16 protein-coding genes are annotated in these 17,780 nt (G+C 57.8%); 4 read left to right on the top strand and 12 right to left on the bottom strand.

Annotated elements, in window-relative coordinates; genetic code table 11:
• Nucleotides 1-88 precede the first annotated feature (88 nt).
• The gene (gene uvrB, locus AC07ED_RS12795) at nucleotides 89-2,278 is read left to right on the top strand and encodes an excinuclease ABC subunit UvrB (protein ID WP_105234164.1); all 2,190 of its coding nucleotides are present in this window, start codon (nucleotides 89-91) and stop codon (nucleotides 2,276-2,278) included.
• Nucleotides 2,279-2,429: 151 nt separating this feature from the next.
• On the opposite strand, the gene AC07ED_RS12790 is transcribed toward uvrB, so the two are convergent.
• The 4 genes from AC07ED_RS12790 to AC07ED_RS12775 form a co-directional block, all read right to left on the bottom strand.
• Nucleotides 2,430-2,837: a universal stress protein gene (locus AC07ED_RS12790; protein ID WP_105234165.1), complete on the bottom strand. Its 408-nt coding sequence runs from the start codon at nucleotides 2,835-2,837 to the stop codon at nucleotides 2,430-2,432.
• A gap of 72 nt (nucleotides 2,838-2,909) precedes the next feature.
• A complete protein-coding gene (locus AC07ED_RS12785) occupies nucleotides 2,910-5,198 on the bottom strand; it encodes a glycosyl hydrolase family 28-related protein (RefSeq protein ID WP_105236264.1) in 2,289 nt (762 codons plus the stop codon).
• Between the two features lie 87 nt (nucleotides 5,199-5,285).
• The gene (locus tag AC07ED_RS12780) at nucleotides 5,286-6,014 is read right to left on the bottom strand and encodes a DUF4336 domain-containing protein (RefSeq protein WP_105234166.1); all 729 of its coding nucleotides are present in this window, start codon (nucleotides 6,012-6,014) and stop codon (nucleotides 5,286-5,288) included.
• Between the two features lie 39 nt (nucleotides 6,015-6,053).
• Nucleotides 6,054-7,631: a lysine--tRNA ligase gene (locus AC07ED_RS12775; RefSeq protein WP_105236265.1), complete on the bottom strand. Its 1,578-nt coding sequence runs from the start codon at nucleotides 7,629-7,631 to the stop codon at nucleotides 6,054-6,056.
• Nucleotides 7,632-7,744: 113 nt separating this feature from the next.
• On the opposite strand from AC07ED_RS12775, the gene AC07ED_RS12770 reads away from it, so the two are divergent.
• On the top strand, nucleotides 7,745-8,164 hold the full coding sequence (locus AC07ED_RS12770; protein ID WP_067550901.1) for a tellurite resistance TerB family protein: 420 nt from the start codon (nucleotides 7,745-7,747) through the stop codon (nucleotides 8,162-8,164).
• On the opposite strand, the gene dacB is transcribed toward AC07ED_RS12770, so the two are convergent.
• The 3 genes from dacB to mgrA are packed head-to-tail and all read right to left on the bottom strand — an operon-like array spanning nucleotide 8,161 to nucleotide 11,338.
• Entirely contained in the window at nucleotides 8,161-9,648 is a 1,488-nt protein-coding gene (dacB, locus tag AC07ED_RS12765) for a D-alanyl-D-alanine carboxypeptidase/D-alanyl-D-alanine endopeptidase (protein WP_105234167.1), read from the bottom strand. The genes AC07ED_RS12770 and dacB overlap by 4 nt on opposite strands.
• Nucleotides 9,645-10,262: a nicotinate-nucleotide adenylyltransferase gene (locus AC07ED_RS12760; protein ID WP_105234168.1), complete on the bottom strand. Its 618-nt coding sequence runs from the start codon at nucleotides 10,260-10,262 to the stop codon at nucleotides 9,645-9,647. The genes dacB and AC07ED_RS12760 overlap by 4 nt, the downstream gene beginning before the upstream one ends.
• Nucleotides 10,263-10,309: 47 nt before the next feature.
• Complete coding sequence (gene mgrA, locus AC07ED_RS12755; protein WP_105234169.1) at nucleotides 10,310-11,338, bottom strand: L-glyceraldehyde 3-phosphate reductase; 1,029 nt, start codon at nucleotides 11,336-11,338, stop codon at nucleotides 10,310-10,312.
• Nucleotides 11,339-11,471: 133 nt separating this feature from the next.
• On the opposite strand from mgrA, the gene ettA reads away from it, so the two are divergent.
• Together ettA and AC07ED_RS12745 are read left to right on the top strand one after the other, a co-directional pair.
• Entirely contained in the window at nucleotides 11,472-13,127 is a 1,656-nt protein-coding gene (gene ettA / locus AC07ED_RS12750) for an energy-dependent translational throttle protein EttA (protein WP_105234170.1), read from the top strand.
• Between the two features lie 61 nt (nucleotides 13,128-13,188).
• Entirely contained in the window at nucleotides 13,189-13,374 is a 186-nt protein-coding gene (locus AC07ED_RS12745; RefSeq protein ID WP_105234171.1) for a hypothetical protein, read from the top strand.
• Here the strand turns inward: AC07ED_RS12745 and AC07ED_RS12740 are convergent.
• From AC07ED_RS12740 to AC07ED_RS12720, 5 genes are all read right to left on the bottom strand, one after another.
• Complete coding sequence (locus AC07ED_RS12740; protein WP_105234172.1) at nucleotides 13,368-14,561, bottom strand: TCR/Tet family MFS transporter; 1,194 nt, start codon at nucleotides 14,559-14,561, stop codon at nucleotides 13,368-13,370. The genes AC07ED_RS12745 and AC07ED_RS12740 overlap by 7 nt on opposite strands.
• Before the next feature lie 41 nt (nucleotides 14,562-14,602).
• Nucleotides 14,603-15,322, bottom strand: coding sequence for a lyase family protein (locus AC07ED_RS12735; RefSeq protein ID WP_105234173.1), 720 nt, complete (start codon nucleotides 15,320-15,322; stop codon nucleotides 14,603-14,605).
• Complete coding sequence (gene pcaD / locus AC07ED_RS12730; RefSeq protein WP_105234174.1) at nucleotides 15,322-16,122, bottom strand: 3-oxoadipate enol-lactonase; 801 nt, start codon at nucleotides 16,120-16,122, stop codon at nucleotides 15,322-15,324. Before pcaD ends, AC07ED_RS12735 begins: the two co-directional genes overlap by 1 nt.
• 73 nt (nucleotides 16,123-16,195) lie before the next feature.
• Nucleotides 16,196-17,026 carry an alpha/beta fold hydrolase gene (locus AC07ED_RS12725; RefSeq protein ID WP_105234175.1) on the bottom strand — a complete coding sequence of 277 codons (831 nt, stop codon included), beginning with the start codon at nucleotides 17,024-17,026 and terminating at the stop codon, nucleotides 16,196-16,198.
• Complete coding sequence (locus AC07ED_RS12720) at nucleotides 17,026-17,700, bottom strand: haloacid dehalogenase type II (protein ID WP_245918105.1); 675 nt, start codon at nucleotides 17,698-17,700, stop codon at nucleotides 17,026-17,028. The genes AC07ED_RS12725 and AC07ED_RS12720 overlap by 1 nt, the downstream gene beginning before the upstream one ends.
• Nucleotides 17,701-17,780: the final 80 nt, after the last annotated feature.

Genomic DNA, 17,780 nt, shown 5'->3' with positions numbered 1-17,780 from the left:
GCAGTTTCAAGCTATGTCAGCAGATGATTGCTCCCCCCTTGAAGGTGAACAAAAAGAGGACATTATAAGGGCCGACAAAGGAGCTCAGATGCACAACAACAACCCCCAAGACATGCCAATGCTGCACCGCGCGCCTCAACAGCGCGAAAAGCTGGAAGGCGGCAAACGGTTTGTCATGAGCACAGAGTTCGAACCCGCAGGCGATCAGCCCACGGCGATTGCGGAACTGTCGACGGGTGTTTTGCAGGGCGAACGCGATCAGGTGCTGTTGGGGGCGACGGGCACGGGTAAGACATTCACCATGGCCAAGGTGATCGAGGAAACGCAGCGCCCTGCGATTATCCTCGCCCCGAACAAGACGCTCGCGGCGCAGCTATATGGGGAATTCAAAGGGTTCTTCCCCGACAACGCCGTCGAATATTTCGTGTCCTACTACGACTACTACCAGCCCGAAGCCTATGTGCCGCGGTCGGACACCTACATCGAAAAAGAGAGCCAGATTAACGAACAGATCGACCGTATGCGCCACTCGGCGACGCGGGCGTTGTTAGAGCGGGACGATGTGATCATCGTGGCGTCCGTTTCGTGTATCTACGGTATCGGTTCGGTCGAAACCTATTCAGCGATGACGCAGGATCTGTTCGCGGGCAAGATGTATGACCAGCGTCAGGTGATGGCGGACCTCGTTGCGCAACAATATCGGCGCAATGATGCGGCGTTCCAACGGGGATGTTTCCGTGTGCGTGGCGATAGCCTTGAAATTTGGCCTGCCCACTTGGATGATCGGGCATGGCGGCTGTCGTTCTTTGGTGAAGAGCTTGAGGTCATTCACGAATTTGACCCGCTGACGGGCGAGAAGACCGATACTTTCGATAAGGTAAGGATTTACGCGAACAGCCACTACGTGACCCCGCGCCCAACGATGCAGCAGGCGATCAAGGGCATCAAAGAAGAACTCCAAGTCCGTCTGAAGCAATTGCAGGACGAAGGGAAATTGCTGGAGGCGCAGCGTCTTGAGCAGCGAACGAACTTTGACCTCGAGATGCTAGAGGCGACAGGCGTCTGTAACGGCATCGAAAACTATTCGCGGTATCTGACGGGCCGCGCCCCGGGCGAGCCACCGCCAACGTTGTTCGAATTTATCCCTGATAATGCGATCGTTTTTGCCGACGAAAGCCACGTGTCCGTGCCGCAGATCGGCGGCATGTATAAGGGCGACTACCGTCGTAAATTCACGCTGGCAGAGCACGGGTTCCGTCTGCCGTCCTGTATGGATAACCGCCCGCTCAAATTCGAAGAGTGGGACGCGATGCGTCCGCAGTCGATCTATGTGTCGGCAACGCCTGCCTCTTGGGAGCTGGAACAAACGGGTGGTGTGTTTACCGAACAGATCATTCGTCCGACGGGCCTCCTCGACCCTGTCGTCGAAATCCGCCCTGTTGAGATGCAGGTAGATGACCTTTTGGACGAGGTGCGCAAGGTCGCGGCCCAAGGTTATCGGACGCTCTGCACCACCCTGACCAAACGCATGGCCGAAGACCTGACCGAATACATGCACGAACAGGGTATCCGCGTGCGCTACATGCACTCGGACATTGATACGATTGAACGGATCGAAATCCTGCGTGACCTGCGTTTGGGGGCCTTTGACGTGCTGATCGGGATCAACCTCTTGCGCGAGGGTCTCGATATCCCTGAATGCGGATTGGTTGCGATCCTCGATGCGGACAAAGAGGGCTTCTTGCGTTCTGAAACCTCGCTCATCCAGACCATCGGTCGTGCGGCGCGGAACGCAGAAGGCCGCGTAATCATGTATGCGGATCGGATCACAGGGTCGATGGAACGGGCGCTGGGCGAAACCGAACGCCGCCGTGCCCGCCAGATGGCCTATAACGAAGAGCACGGGATCACGCCGCAGACGGTTAAAAAGAACGTCGAGGATATCCTTGCAGGCCTCTACAAAGGTGACACCGATCAATCACGCGTCACGGCTACGGTCGACAAACCGCTCCACGGCGGGAACCTTGAGGCCGTTCTCGAAGGGCTCCGCAATGATATGCGCAAGGCCGCTGAAAACCTCGAATTCGAGGAAGCCGCCCGTCTGCGCGATGAAGTCAAACGGCTAGAGACGGTCGATCTGGTGATTTCCGACGATCCATTGGCCCGACAGTCCGCCGTCGACGACGCCGTCGAGGAAAGCCGCAAGGCATCAGGTCGGTCATCCGCTGGCCGCGCGGGGCAGCGCGGTGGCAACAAACGCAGTCGTAAATCGCGTTAGATAAACGGCACCAACGGCACGCCACCACAAGCGGTGAGAAGTGTCAGGGTGATCAGTGCAAGGGTGATGCGCATTGTGTGTCTCCTACTGTGTGTTCAGAGAACACGAAGTTTGGCCACGAGGAAACCCGTGGCCAAATGTTTTTCAAAGATCAGCGCATGACGTGCACAGCGCATTGCGCATGGCGCACAACCCGCGCTGCGGTCGAGCCGATCAGATAATCGCCCAGACCAGGATGGTGCGAGGCCATGACGATCAGATCGACGCCGTGCTCCTCGGCCCAGTCGAGGATCGTGCGGCCGGCGTGACCATCAACCACCCACACTTCGGCGTTGGGGATGTCCGCGGCTCTTTCCTGTAGGTCATTGCGGATGGCTTCGCGGCTTTCTGCGCGGAAGTCATCGGGCATGTAGGAAATCGCGTAGCTGGGCACTTCTTCGAGGACGTGGATCAGGCTGATCCGCGCATCTGGTTCAGCGAGAGCCTTTGCGATTGGAAAGGGATCGAGGTGATCATAACCCGCGTCAAATGAGACCGGCACAAGGATGTGTTTGTACATATCAGACTCCTGTTTCTGACCCCTACCAACCACGCGCACAGAGTCGCCGCATTGATCCAGATCACCCTTTGATCAAAGGGGTTTGTCCATGCGAGCCTTCACCCAGACCTTGCCTTTGACCGCCGAGGGCCAGACCAGTCGGACTTGACTCTGCGCGGTGCCATATGATGCGTCGATCCAAGGGCTGACGAACTGAGTTGCGTTCGAGGTGTTGGTGATAGCGCCATTCGGCGTGCAGCTTTCCACGGTGCGGGACCGTCCGCCAAACGGCAGGAGAGGGGCCGTATCGACGACCCAAGCAGAGCTTGCCGTATCTTGGCTATGTTCGATCATCGCGGGGTTTTCGACCTCCTCTTGGACGCCATTAAACGTGTTGCCTTGGAACAGGACATTCCGCATCCGACCGTAGTCGAGATCGGCAAAGGTGGTGTCAACTTTTTCGACCCGCTGGATACTGCCATTGAGCACGCGGAATGTGTTCCCTGTCACCGATAGACCGTGGATGTAGTGGTTGGGGCCGTAGGGTTTGATGACGATATAGTTGAACCAATCGGCCACATCATTGGCGGTAAAGATATTGCCCGTGATCGTAAGGCCCCCAAACGAATACTGTTGCCCCAAGGCGGGCGTTTCGTCGTGTTCATTGGTCCATTCGATAAAGTTGTTGTCGATGTAATTACCCGTGATCACCGACTTTGCGTTCGGCGTGGTAAAGATGATCCCGCCCTTACGCAAACCATCCGTTTCGCCGTCCCCATGGAACCAGTGGTTGCCGACGATGAGGTTGCCTGTCCCGCCCAAAAGGCAAAAGTGTTTGAACCGCACAACGCGGCAATCGCGGATTTTCACGTCGTTGGCGTTTGCGTTGAACCCGATTGTGGTGCGGTTGCTGACGGGTTGATCCATCTCGTTCGATAGGAATTGGCAGCGGTCGATGGTCAGACCCTGACAAGCCCCACCGACAGAGGTGATTCCGCGGTCTTTGGGTTTGGTCATCCGGCAGTCGCGGAGTTGGAAAATGCTGCCCTCAATAGCGAGCATCACGCCGCTGGCATTGCCCTGACAGTTAAAATCCACCCCGTCGATGATGAAGTTCGAAATGCTCTCGAACCCAGAAAAATCGAGCAGATACTGGAACCGCGTAAAGGTAAAGACTTGCGTCCCCTCCGCATCATAGAGCGGCTGGTTGAGTGTGATGGTTTGCGCGGCGATATTGCGGTCTTTGACATAGATTTCGCGGCCGACCCCGTTGCCGGTGATGTGCGATCCGATGGGGATGTTGGCGACGTTCACCACGTTCGTCAGTTGCCGCGAATTGGCTGCCGAATAGGTCGCTTGCGATGTGACCGTGACATCGTCCCAGTTGGCAGAGCTATTCGCTTGAAGCTGACCATTTCGGATCACGCGTCGGCTGGCGTAGGTGGTTTTGGTGCCCTCAGCGGCCTGCATATCTACGGGGCCGCTCAATTGAATCCGCCGTCCGCAAAGGTCGAGCGAGTCATGATCCGCGTTGTTCAAAAGCGCCTGAAAGGCCTTGCGAAAGGCGGTTTCTTCGTCGGGGAAGGCATCGTTATAGGTCGCAAAGTCAAAGTTCTTTTGCAGGACGAGCCGTTTGTCGTCAGGCATCACAACAGAGCCCGAGAAATGGATTTGGTTCTCGATGGTCACATGGTTGGCGAGGTAAAACACGCCATCAGAGACGAGCACCTCACGTCCCCGCGCATCGGCATCGGCGGCTTCAAACGCGGCGCTGTCGTCGGTGACGCCATCCCCCACAGCGCCGTAATCGCGCACATCAACAAAGCCGATCATGTCGCGGATGTAGACGTTGGTGATGTCCTCGATCACGATGTCATCGACACGAACCACGCCCCCCATGCCGTTCACGATGTCGATGCCAAAGTGACCGTAAATCGCGTTCGGCCAGACCATATCGACGCCACCACGCGGCCCCGTGCCGACAATCGCGCTGATCTCTGTCACCTCGCCATAGGCGCTTAGCGTAACCTCTGGACCCGTCTCGGTCAGACCCGCCACGTGGTTGCCGCCCGCGCCACCAGCCCAGCCCGCAATGCGCACAGTGGGCAGCGGACCAGAGATCGCCTTAACCCGTGCGGTGACGCGCAAATAACATCCCGGTAGGATTGTGGTCTGCCCCATGTATCGCAGCTTTTGCAGCGCAGAGGCCGATAGAATTTCGATGCAGCCGTCAAAATGCTGATCGGCGGGCACATAGACGCCCTGTCCTGATCCGTCGTAGGTGTCCGACCCTGGGGTGCCGTCCCCGCTCGACCATACAGAAAGACCGAGCGCGAATTCAGGCGGCAAAAAGACCAGACCGTCGGTAATAGCTTTGTTCATGATGACCTCTTTCATTCCAGCTTTGCGCTAGAAATATCAGGTCAGTTTGAACATCTGCTTAGACCACCGTGACGGTGCCCCCTGCGCCTAGAACAAAAATCGAAACGCGCGTTTAAGTTCGGCCAAGCCGTCACGCTGATACCAATGCCCGTGGGCAAGGATCACCTGTTCAGGCCCCCACGCAATCATCTGTTTGACCGCTGTCCGCAGTTGGTCACGATGGCCGTTAAAAGTCTGGCGCATATCAATCGGCATTTGCCCGTCAGGATGTTGAATGCGAGCGAGTTTTGTTAGGATACGCATCCACCACGGCAAAGTGCGACGTTCAAAATTCTCGATCAGATCGGTGAGGATCAGCGTTTTCGATGCCGCGTGATAAAATACGGCTTCGTGGTGGATTTTGCTGCCGCGCACGATCATTTGGTCTAACTGACCCGCCCACGCATCGGGCGCCGTGTCGATAAGGTGTTCATCGACGCTCAGCGGCACATTATGTTTTGCGGCGCGTGCCTCAACCCCTGGCGCCACCCAAACCAGTGCCGCGGGATAGCGCGTTTTCCAATCGTGGAGCGAGGCGTAGTGGATCCAGTTCGGCCCGATCAAATGCCGCACGGGGCCGATTTTGTTGATCTGCGCGATGAGTTTGTCATCGGGTTTGATTGGGGAATGTATCCACAGACCGCCATCGGCCAATCGCACGACCGTCATTCGGGTCGGGAAGGGGAGGCCGTAAAACGAGATATGCGGACCATCTGCAATCCAGATGTCTGGTCCAATCGTCTTGAGAGTGTTGAGGGGTTCGTAACCTGTCGTCATGGGCGAATGATGCGCCCATGACGTAACAGGTTCAAGACGTTAGCCGAGGTTGCCGGCCAAACCGTCTTCGATCAGCTTGATGCTTTCTTCAACGCCGTAGAGCGCGATGAAACCACCGAAACGCGGACCTTGGGATGCGCCCAAGAGCACCTCGTAGAGGGCCTTGAACCAATCGCGAAGGTTCTCGAACTCGTGGTCCTTACCAACGGCAAAGACCATCGACTGCAGTTCTTCGGCATCCAGTCCACCGTCCCAAGCCTTGAGGCGTGTGACCATATCTTCCATGGCGGCGCGTTCTTGATCGTTCGGCGCGCGGTAGGTTTTCTCAGGCTTCACGAAGTCCTGATAGTAGCGCACGGCAAAGCCAGCGGCCTGATCCAGATCGGGGTGCGACTCTGGGCCCGCGTCGGGTGCGTAGCGCTGGATAAAACCCCACATTGCGCCCTTGTCCTCTGCGCCCGAAACAGACGCGAGGTTGAGCAGCATGGAGAACGGAACGACCATGTTGGACTGCGGAACGTTGCCGTTGTGAATGTGGTAGACGGGGTTCGCTAGCTGACCTTTGGCATCCTGACCGTGGTAGGCGTTCAGCTGCTGGTGATATTCGTCCATCATCTTTGGGATCACATCAAAGTGCAGGCGCTTTGCGGTCTTGGGCTTCAGGAACATGAAGTAGGACAGCGATTCCGTCGACGCATAGGTCAGCCATTCGTCGATGGAGATACCGTTGCCTTTGGACTTCGAAATCTTTTCGCCGTTCGCATCGAGGAATAGCTCATACACCATGTGGTTCGGCTTTTTCGCGCCGAGGATTTCCGAGATGCGGTCGTATATGTTGGTGTTGGTGGAGTGGTCCTTACCATACATCTCAAAGTCTACGCCAAGCGCAGCCCAGCGTGCGCCAAAGTCCGGCTTCCACTGGAGTTTCACGTTGCCGCCCGTGACGGGCAGCGTCCACTCTTTGCCTGTCTCGTCGTCAAAGGTGATCGTGTAGTTTTCGCGGTTCACTTCCTTCATCGGCACGTAGAGAACGCGGCCTGTTTCAGGGTGGATCGGCAGGAAGATCGAATAGGTCGCCTGACGTTCGTCGCGCAGCGAGGCCAGCATCACTTTCATGATGTCGTCGTATTTATCGACAGCGCGTTTCAGGACTTCGTCGAACTGGCCCGACTTGTAGAACTCAGTTGCCGAATAGAACTCGTACTCGAACCCAAAGGTATCGAGGAAACGGCGCAGCATCGCGTTGTTGTGGTGGCCGAAGGATTCGAATTCACCGAACGGATCGGGCACAGAGGTCAGCGGCTTTTGCTCGTGGTCTTTGAGCATGTCCTGATTGGGGACGTTGGTCGGAACCTTGCGCATCCCGTCAAGGTCGTCCGAGAAACAGATCAGACGGGTCGGGATGTCCGAAATTTGGTGAAACGCGTTGCGGATCATGGTGGTCCGCAGAACTTCGCCAAAGGTGCCGATATGCGGCAGACCCGACGGCCCGTATCCTGTCTCAAACAGAACGTATCCCTTTTCCGGCGGCGCCTTTTCATAGCGTTTGAGTAGGGCGCGGGCTTCTTCAAAGGGCCATGCCTTGCTCTCCATCGCTACTGCGCGCACGTCGGTCATTGTGATACTCTCAGATTTATGGCCCGCCCCCATGGCAGGTCTCAAGCGCACTCCCTATTGCGACAGCGCCATGTCGTCAATAAATGAAGGGGTGTAACACGATGGAGACGACAATGATCGAAGACGCCCCAATGACCGCTCAGGACGCACTGGTTGCCCTGATGATTGCCGTTTCCGCAAGCGACGCCGACATCCGCACCGCGGAATTGGTGCGGATCAATAACATGATCAACCATTTGCCAGTATTTGCAGAATTCGATGAAATCCGTCTGCCGCGCCTGTCTCAGACCGTGTTCGATCTGCTGGAACAAGAAGACGGATTGGACGCCTTGTTCGGCCTGATCCGTGATGCATTGCCTGAAAAACTATTTGAAACGGCCTATGCGCTGTCCTGCGATGTTGCGGCAGCAGACGGTCGGATTGAAGGCGCCGAAGCACGTATGCTGGAAGAAATCCGCCACGAGTTGGATATCGACCGCCTGCATGCCGCGGCAATCGAACGTGGTGCGCGTGCGCGTCATATGACGATCTAATAGCGGCCCCAGCGTTTCAGCAGCACTTGTTGCAGCGCCTTGGCGCGGTGGTTCCATCCGACCGCGCCCGCTGGCACATCGTCTAGGCTACCTTCGGCAGCCATGCGTTCCCCGAGGTTGGCCGAGAAAATTGCGAATGCCAGTTCGCGACCCGTCTCCGTGTGGATGTATCCCGCAAGCGTAGAGACAAAGTTCAACGTGCCCGTTTTTGCTGCGATCTTAATCGGGGTTTCCATCGGGCGAGCGTTTTCATCCTTGATCGGAATGGACTTCAGTAACGGTCGAAGTTGCGCCTCGACCCCATCGGTCGTCAGGAATTTCACCATCTGCGCCGCGCTCACCTTCGAATCGCTTCCAAGGCCAGAGTGATCTTCGACGGCGACCCGCGCTCCCGTGCGCTGGGCGATCCAATCGCACATGTGTTGGGCGGATCTGTGCTGGTTCTCAACTTCTCCAGCAAGGCGGGCGCTGGCGGTTAGGCCAATCGCCTCAGCCGTGAGGTTGGTCGAGTATTTGAGGCAATCGCGCACAACAGTGGTCAGCGGTTCGCTGCTATGGGTCACCAGTATTGCGCCACGCGGAGCACGGCTACGTTTCGTCGGCGCGGGCAGGGTGATGCCGTGGCTGCTGGCAAAACTGCGGAACACATCACCCGCGTAGAGCGCGGGTTGCCGAACGGGGAGCCAACGAGAACCGTCGTTCCCCAAGGCACGCCGCGCAACCGTCCAGTCATCGACCTCGCCATCGGCATCGTAGGTGTAAACAGGCAGATCACGATCTACGACCCGCATCCGTGCCATATGCACTTCGGGGCGGTACAGTTCGCTTCGGGCGTCTAGGCTGACGCGATAGTCCCCCGCCGTCCGCGCCCATTCAAAATACACGCGGTTAAAGTTCAGGTTCAGCCCAGACACCGCAGGGTTATACCCCAGATGGTCAAGCTGGTCTGGGTCGATTTCATTGATGTAGGGCAGGGCGCCGTTCCAGACCTCGAACCCGCCTCGCACTTCGCGCAGGCCCGTCGCGGCAAGCCCCTCTGCCATCGCGGCAAGGTCATCCGTGACCAAGGTCGGGTCGCCACCGCCAGCCAAAATGAGCGTGCCATCCAGCACCCCATCGGTGATCGTGCCCTCAGCGCGAAGGGTGGTCCTGAATTGGTAGTGCGGCCCGAGCGCCTCTAGCCCGTAAACTGATGTCAGGGTTTTCGTCACGCTCGCTGGGGGGAGGGGCACATGCGCCGATCCACGTTCGATGATCTCGCCCGTTTGGGCGTCCGCAATGACAAAGCCTGTGGTTCCGCCCAATCGGGCCTCGGCGATCAGGTCTTCGACCTCTGGACGGGTCGTGGGGCGCGGGGCGGGTGGCCAAAAAGCTGGTCGTTCGATCGGACGGGGTGACTGCGTAGGTGCGCCGGCCAAGACGATAGACGCGCTAGACGTCAAGAGGCCGATCAGGGCGGCGCGGCGTGTTAGTCGAACCGTCATGCGCCTGCCTTGCCGTGATCCCATTCGCCCTTATCGCGGATCGCGGTGCTCGATGCATGCGAGAGCGGGTGGTTCACATAGCACCACGCGGGCGCGTCGTGGGAGCCAAGCACAGTAGACGCGCGGGGATCCAATTGCGCCCCTCTGAAAATCCGCGCCATTTTCGAGGTCCGCGCCTGAACGCCATACCCCGGACGGGCGATAACCCCGATGGGCACCGAATTGGCGATCTGTTTCCAGCTCTGCCAACGGTCAAACTGCGACAGGTTATCGGCCCCCATCAACCAAACAAACCGCACGCCGCGATAGCGTTGTTGCAGGGCAGCGATGGTTTCAGCGGTGTAGCGTGTGCCGAGCCGCTCTTCGATGCCCGTGACGATCACACGCGGGTCATTGATGACCTTGCGGGCGCGTTCAATGCGCAGGTCCAACGGTGCTGGGCCGTGCTCTTTTAACGGGTTCCCCGGAGAGACGAGCCACCACACGCGATCCAGTCCAAAACGGCGCAAGGCCACGCGGGTGATATGGGCATGGCCTTCGTGGGCGGGGTCGAATGACCCGCCCAAAAGGCCGATCACCTGACCGGCTTGCGCGACTGGAAACCTCTGATCCATGGCTGACCAGAAACCGTGTGGCGGCTGAAAAGTAAAGCCGCTGTTTGTTATTCCAGCTCTGACGACCGCGCCCAGAGGTTGATCTGTTCCTCATTTGCATAGGTGTCGATCAGCGCCAGTTCATCGGCGGTGAAATCGAGGTTCCCGATCGCGCCGCAGCAATCCACGACCTGCGAGGCCTTGGACGCACCGATCAACGCCGTCGTCACCCGACCACCGCGCAGCACCCATGCAATCGCCATTTGGGCGAGCGTTTGACCACGGCCCTCTGCGATTTCGTTGAGCTTGCGGATGTTGTTCAGAACACGTTCGTCCAGAACATTCGGATCGAGGCTCTTGCCCTGAACAGCACGGCCTTCGGTGACACCGCCGAGGTATTTGTTCGTCAGCATCCCTTGGGCAAGAGGCGTAAAGGCAATCGACCCAACGCCAAGGTCATCCAATGTATCCAGTAGGCCGTCATGTTCGACCCAGCGGTTTAGCATGTTGTAGCTGGGCTGATGGATCAACAGCGGCACGCCCATGTCACGCAGGATCGCGGCAGCTTCGCGGCTGCGTTGCGAATTGTAGGACGAGATGCCGATATAGAGCGCCTTACCTGACCGCCAGATATGCTCCAGCGCGCCCATCGTTTCTTCGAGCGGGGTTTCGGGGTCAAAGCGGTGCGAATAGAAGATATCGACGTAGTCCAGACCCATCCGTTTCAGCGATTGGTCACAAGATGCGATCAGATACTTGCGGCTTCCCCATTCGCCGTAGGGGCCAGGCCACATGTCATAGCCCGCCTTGGATGAGATAATCAGTTCGTCGCGATAGCCTGCGAAGTCGGTCTTTAGGATTTCGCCAAAGGCTTCCTCGGCAGAGCCTGCGGGTGGGCCGTAGTTGTTCGCCAAATCGAAGTGCGTGATGCCGAGGTCAAAGGCCGTCTGGCAGATATCGCGCTTTGTTTGATGCGGTGTGTCATGTCCAAAATTGTGCCAAAGGCCGAGCGAGATCGCGGGCAGTTTCAGGCCAGAATTTCCGCACTTGCGGTAGACCATTTTCGAATAACGGTCCTCGGCTGGTGTGTATGTCATGTCATCCTCCCTCGTGTTGGCGCTAACTTGATCGGAAAGATGATATTGAGCAAGCGGATTGCAAGCCGCGCCGCATTGCCCCTCGTCGCCATGATCGCTATCTAGGGCCAAACCAGATTCAGAGGATCACCCAATGGCCAGCTACCAGTTTGTCTATTTCATGGACGGCGTGTCCAAGACCTACCCAGGCGGGAAGAAGGTCTTTGAGAACATCCGTCTCAACTTCCTTCCCGGCGTTAAAATCGGTGTTGTCGGTGTCAACGGCGCCGGTAAATCGTCGCTTCTTAAAATTATGGCTGGCTGGGACAAGGATTTCTCGGGCGAGGCATGGGCCGCAGAAGGCGCAAAGGTCGGCTACCTGCCGCAGGAACCGCAACTCGATGAAACGCTGTCTGTGCGTGACAACGTGATGTTGGGTGTGGCTGCGAAAAAGGCCATTCTGGACCGTTATAACGAACTCGCGATGAACTACTCGGACGAGACAGCCGACGAAATGGCGCGTCTTCAGGACGAGATCGACAGCCAGAACCTCTGGGATCTCGACAGCCAAGTGGACGTGTCGATGGAAGCACTGCGCTGTCCGCCAGATGATGCGATGCCTGCAAACCTCTCGGGCGGTGAACGTCGCCGTGTGGCGCTGTGTAAACTCCTGCTCGAAGCACCTGATATGCTTCTGCTCGACGAACCGACTAACCACCTCGACGCTGAAACCATTGCGTGGCTCCAGAAGCACTTGATCGAATACAAAGGCACGATCCTCTGCGTTACCCACGACCGTTACTTCCTCGACGATATCACGGGTTGGATTCTCGAACTCGACCGTGGTCAGGGCATCCCTTACGAAGGCAACTACTCCAGCTGGCTCGAACAGAAAGCCAAACGTCTGGAGCAGGAAGCCCGCGAAGACAAATCCAAGCAGAAAACGCTGGAACGCGAACTTGAGTGGATGCGTCAGGGTCAGAAAGCCCGTCAGGCAAAACAGAAAGCACGTATCAACGCCTATAACGAACTGGCTGAACAGTCAGAGCGTGAAAAGGTCGGTCGCGCCCAGATCGTTATCCCGAACGGCCCCCGTCTGGGTGGCAAGGTGATCGAGGTCTCTGGTCTGAAAAAGGCGATGGGCGACAAGCTGTTGATCGAAGACCTGTCGTTCGACCTGCCGCCGGGTGGTATCGTGGGCGTCATCGGTCCGAACGGCGCCGGTAAATCGACCCTGTTCAAAATGCTCACAGGTCAGGAACAGCCAGACGAGGGCTCTATCGCTCTCGGTGATACTGTGAAACTGTCCTACGTTGACCAGTCGCGTGACGACCTCGACCCGAATGCGACCGTTTGGGAAGCAATCTCGGGCGGTGCAGAACTGATCGCGCTGGGCGATGCCGAAGTGAACTCGCGCGCATACTGTTCGTCGTTCAACTTCAAAGGCGGCGACCAACAGAAGAAAGTCGGCCTGCTGTCGGGCGGTGAACGCAACCGTGTTCACATGGCGCGTCTGCTCAAAGAAGGCGGTAACGTACTTCTCCTCGACGAACCGACCAACGACCTTGACGTTGAAACCCTCCGTGCTCTCGAAGACGCGTTGACCGATTTCGCGGGCTGCGCCGTCGTCATCTCGCACGACCGTTTCTTCCTCGACCGTATTTGTACCCACATCCTCGCCTTCGAGGGTGAGGCGCACGTCGAATGGTTCCAAGGTAACTTTGAGGACTATGAAGAAGACAAGAAACGTCGTCTCGGTGCCGATGCACTAGAACCGAAGCGCCTGAAATACAAAAAGTTCTCGCGCTAATACGATCCAGGCAAAGCCGCAGCCCCGGGCTGCGGCTTTTTCGTTTTCAAGGAACAGAGCCTTGGCCGCAGCACTTATCCTCTTTTTCTCGACCTTTGGCGCAGTCAGCGCGGCCCTGTCGGTCTGGCTCTTTGGCGCGGGTATTGGCGTGGCTGCATTGCTCTACGCTGCCATCGGATTAGGCATCCCAGCGGCAATTGTAATTATTCGCCATTCAGGTGAGGATTGCGGCCCGGACGATCAGTGATCCGATTTGGTTGTGACAAAGATCGCAACGCATCCCGCAACCAATACCGCTGACAACACAAACGGTGCACCTGGGAGGTAACCCCAGCCACCCGACGTGAAGGCCCAGAAAATCCACGTCATGATCAGTGGCGAAATCGCCATGCCGACCGCGTTGATGGATTGGACGACGCCTTGCAATTCGCCTTGCTGGTTGTCGGGGGTCGCGCGGGACATGATGCCTTGGATCGTCGGCCCAGAGATAGAGCCGAGGGCCATCACAGGCGTCAGCGCGAGAACCATCCAGCCGTTGTCGACAAAGACCACGAGTAGCATCCCAACAATATCGACGATAAAGCCTGCGAGCACCGTTTTGCGATCCCCGAGAATGCGGAGGATCGGGCGGATCAGGACGGCTTGAACCACAGCCATCGAAATACCGAAGGCGGCGAGCGATAGGCCGATCATCGTCGGGTCCCAGCCGAATTTCTCTTTGCCGAAATAGGCCCAGATTGCAGGGTAGACGAAATGCGCGACGCTAAAGACAAAGATGATCAAGAGCATCGGCGATTGGCCAGGAAGTGACCCAATTGCACGGAACGCTGACAAGGGGTTTGCGCGTTTGATATCAAAGCTGCGGCGGTTTTCTTTTGAAACGGTCTCTGGCAGCACAAAAAGCCCAAAGACAAAGTTGGCCGCGGCAAAGATCGCCGCAGCATAGAACGGCGCACGTGTGCCGAGGTCCGCGAGGAACCCGCCAATCATCGGCCCGACGACAAAGCCCACGCCAAAGGCAGCACCGATCAGGCCAAAGTTTGCGGCCTTTTCTTCGGGTTTTGAAATGTCGGCCATATAGGCGCCTGCGGTGGTGTGGGTTGCACCTGTGATGCCCCCGATAATCCGTCCGACCAGCAGCAGCCAAATCGTCCCCGCCACTGCCATCAGCATGTAGTCCATCGCCATGATCACAAGCGCGATCAGCAGGACGGGCCGACGGCCAAAGCTGTCAGAGATATTGCCGATCAGTGGTCCAAAGAGGAACTGCATCGCGGCAAAGACGGCGGTCAGGATGCCGCCCCAAAACGCCGCGTTGCCAACATCGCCGCCGTGGATCTCTTGGATCAGGTCGGGCATGACGGGCATGATGATGCCGATACCCATCGCATCGAGTAGAACAGTGATCAGGATGAAAACGATAGGTAAGCGCATGTCAGGCTCCAAATAGCCTGACAGGAGTTAAACCATCGGGTTCACTTTGCAAGTGTGTTTAACCTACCTAGCGCAAGCGCCATTTGTGGGAGGCACATGCGGCGGGTCAGTCGCTCTGCGTCTGTGCCGCGTGCGGATTGGAGGCTGTGGTTCAGTCCAGCGATCAGGGCAACCAGTGCAGAAGCGAGTGGCGGTGTGGCGGCTGACTGTTGAGCGGTCGTAACCATCCAGTCCGCGAAATCGGCAAAGGCCACATCAGTGTCAGCGTCAGCAAGGCCAAGGTTCAGGCCCTTTGCCAAATCTTCGTCCGCGATGTGGCTGATCTTTAGGCGCGCAGCGAGCGGGGCAAGGGCGTCGGGCGCACCCAGACGTTCTGACATGATCGTCAGGAACTGACGAAGGCGGAGCGCTTGGGCCGTGTCCTCGATCTGTGCCATGGTCGCACCTTCGCCGACGTGCGGTGCGAATTCTGGCGCCTGCATCAATTCGCGGAAATATTGGATAACAGGGGCAACGGGATCACCGTCAACGGCGATGCCTTTGGCCAGACCCGACGGGTCGATCTGCAGCTCGAGCGAGGCACGATGGATAGCCTTTGCCGCGATATCAGGAACCTCACCCCGTTCACCGCGAACCTTTGCCAAGGTGCCCAGCACGATCATGATCGCACGGACTTCGGCCGTATCGGTAAAGAGCGCAGCCGTGTCGCGGTCAAAGAGAGCGTCGCGCCAAATCGCGCTGTCAAAGGGGGATGCGGTCATCAGATATGGCCCGTGTCTTTCATGAATTGCGTTAGGAGCGCGGTATACTCTTCCGGCTTTTCAACACAAGGCAGGTGTCCTGCTTTGCGGATGATCTCGAATTTTGAACCGGGGATCACGTCTATGGTTTCGCGGACCAGATCGGCAGGGGTCGACCCGTCATCAGACCCCGCGATGCCTAGCGTGGGGCAGCGAAGCCCGCTGGTGGGCGTATAGAAATCCGTGCCCGAAATCGCGGCGCAGCACCCGCAATATCCCTCGACCGAGGTTGCGCAGACCATATCGCGCCACCGTGTCACGGCAGGCGAATTGCGAAAATCGCGGGTGAACCATTTCTGCATGATCCCATCGACCAACGCCTCTAGCCCCTTGGTGCGGACGGTATCGATGCGGTCTTGCCAAAGTTTTGGCATGCCGATCTTTGCGGCGGTATTCGAAAGAACAAGCGTGCGGATAATGTCGAACCGTTTGACTGCCAAGCCTTGGGCAATCATGCCGCCAATCGAAAGACCAACGAACATCGCATCGCGCACGTTCAACGCGTCACAGACGGCCTCTGTATCGGAAATCAGCGCACCCATTGTATAGGGCGCCACAGGGGCCGAGGATTTCCCGTGCCCGCGTTTGTCCATCCGCACGATACGCAAGCCTTCGGGCAAGAGCGGCAGAACGGCGTCCCACAGATGAAGGTTGGTGCCAAGCGAGTTCGCGAAAACAACGGTCGGTGCAGCAGGATCATCGACCCCGTCAACACGTGCGTAGAGGGTCACATCGCCCCGTTGGATGAAATGTTCGGACATGGTCGCCTCCTCGGTTTCCCCGATACATGAGGCGGGTTCCGCCGAAAGGCAACCGTTAGACCTAGATCAGACGCTATGCTTGGGTGTCCTTCACAGCTGAGAGCCAAACCCGCAGTGCCTCAATGGCTTCTGGTTCGTCCAAAAACGGCACGTGTCCGCGATCTGGCACCTCGGCGCGGATCATGTCGGGGCGGCGCTTTGACATTTCGTCGGCTGTTTCGACCGAGAGCAAATCGCTGTTCATCCCACGGATCAGCGCAATCGGCAGTCCGTCGAGCGCGTCGAAAAACGGCCAAAGCGATGGGGCGTTGTTGTCTGCCGCGTTGAAAGTATCGCGTAGCTTTGGGTCATAACGAATGACGAGCCCATCGGCGGTCTGTTCGTAGTGGGCACGAACCTCGGCCAACCAACGCTCCATCGGGACGTTCTTAAAATGCACCCAGTTGCGGTCGCGGAATTGGGCGGCCTCTTCGTAGGTTTTTTGCGCGGGATTGCGGCCAACGTAGGCGCTGATGATATCCAGCCCTTGGGTGTCGATCACGGGGCCAATGTCATTGAGCGCAACGCCCAGCAGTCGGTCCTTGGCGGTTGCTGCCAGAACCATTCCAATAATCCCACCGCGCGATGTGCCGATGATCGCAGCCTTTTCCAGCCCCAGATGATCCATAAGGGCCAGAATGTCCTGCGCCTCGTGCGGCACGGAATAGGTGTCCGACGATGCCCAGTCCGATTTCCCCCGACCGCGATAATCAGGCCGAATGAGTCTGATCCCGTCCAGCAGCGGTGCGATGTGGTCGAAATCAGCCGCGTTGCGCGTTAGGCCTGCCAGCGCGAGGACGGGCAGCCCTTCGCCTTCGTCGAGGTAATGCAGTCGGGTTCCGTCGGGGGCGCTGTAATAGGGCATTAGATCAGGTCCGGGATCGTACTGAGGTCTGTGAGTACCCATTCCGGCGCGGCATAGAGCCGATCCATCGGGTCGCCATTACGGTTCACCCAAGCGGTGCGATAGCCAAATTTCGATGCCCCTGCCGCGTCCCAGCCGTTCGACGAGACAAAGAGGACTTCGTTCCGTTCGCAGACAAAACGGCTCTCGACCATTTCGTAAACGAGGTCATGCGGTTTATAGACGCCCACCGTTTCGACCGACAAAACATCGTCGAGAAGATCAGACAGGCCTGCCGATTTCACCGCCGCATCCAGCATCGCAGGCGATCCGTTCGACAGGATCGCCGTGTTCATCCCGCGCTCTTTCAGCGTGGCGAGCATTTTGGGCACTTCGGGATAGGCGCTCAGTTCCCAATAGAGCGCCAAAAGACGTTCTCGGAGGGCGGCATCGTCGAGGCCAGAAGCCTCCATCGCCCAATCCAGACCGTCACCCGTGACCTGCCAGAAATCAACGTGTTGGCGGGCCACAGCGCGGAGCCATGAATATTCCAACTGCTTGCGACGCCAATTTGCAGCCAGTGTTGGCCAGACTTGCGCTAGTGCCTCTTGTCCGGGTTCTGCGGCAGCTTCCCGTGCTGCGGCAGCGACGTCGAACAATGTGCCATAGGCATCAAAAATACAGGTGTTGATCAATGTGGGTCCTCCATCCTGTCGCGCAGAGTGACCAACTCTGAGCGGAAGAACAAGGGTGCCGTTTGCAATCCAGCCATGCA

It is taken from the genome of Aestuarium zhoushanense (assembly GCF_056431045.1).
Note: the sequence above shows the minus strand (reverse complement) of the source record. Positions and strands in the feature narration are given on the sequence as shown.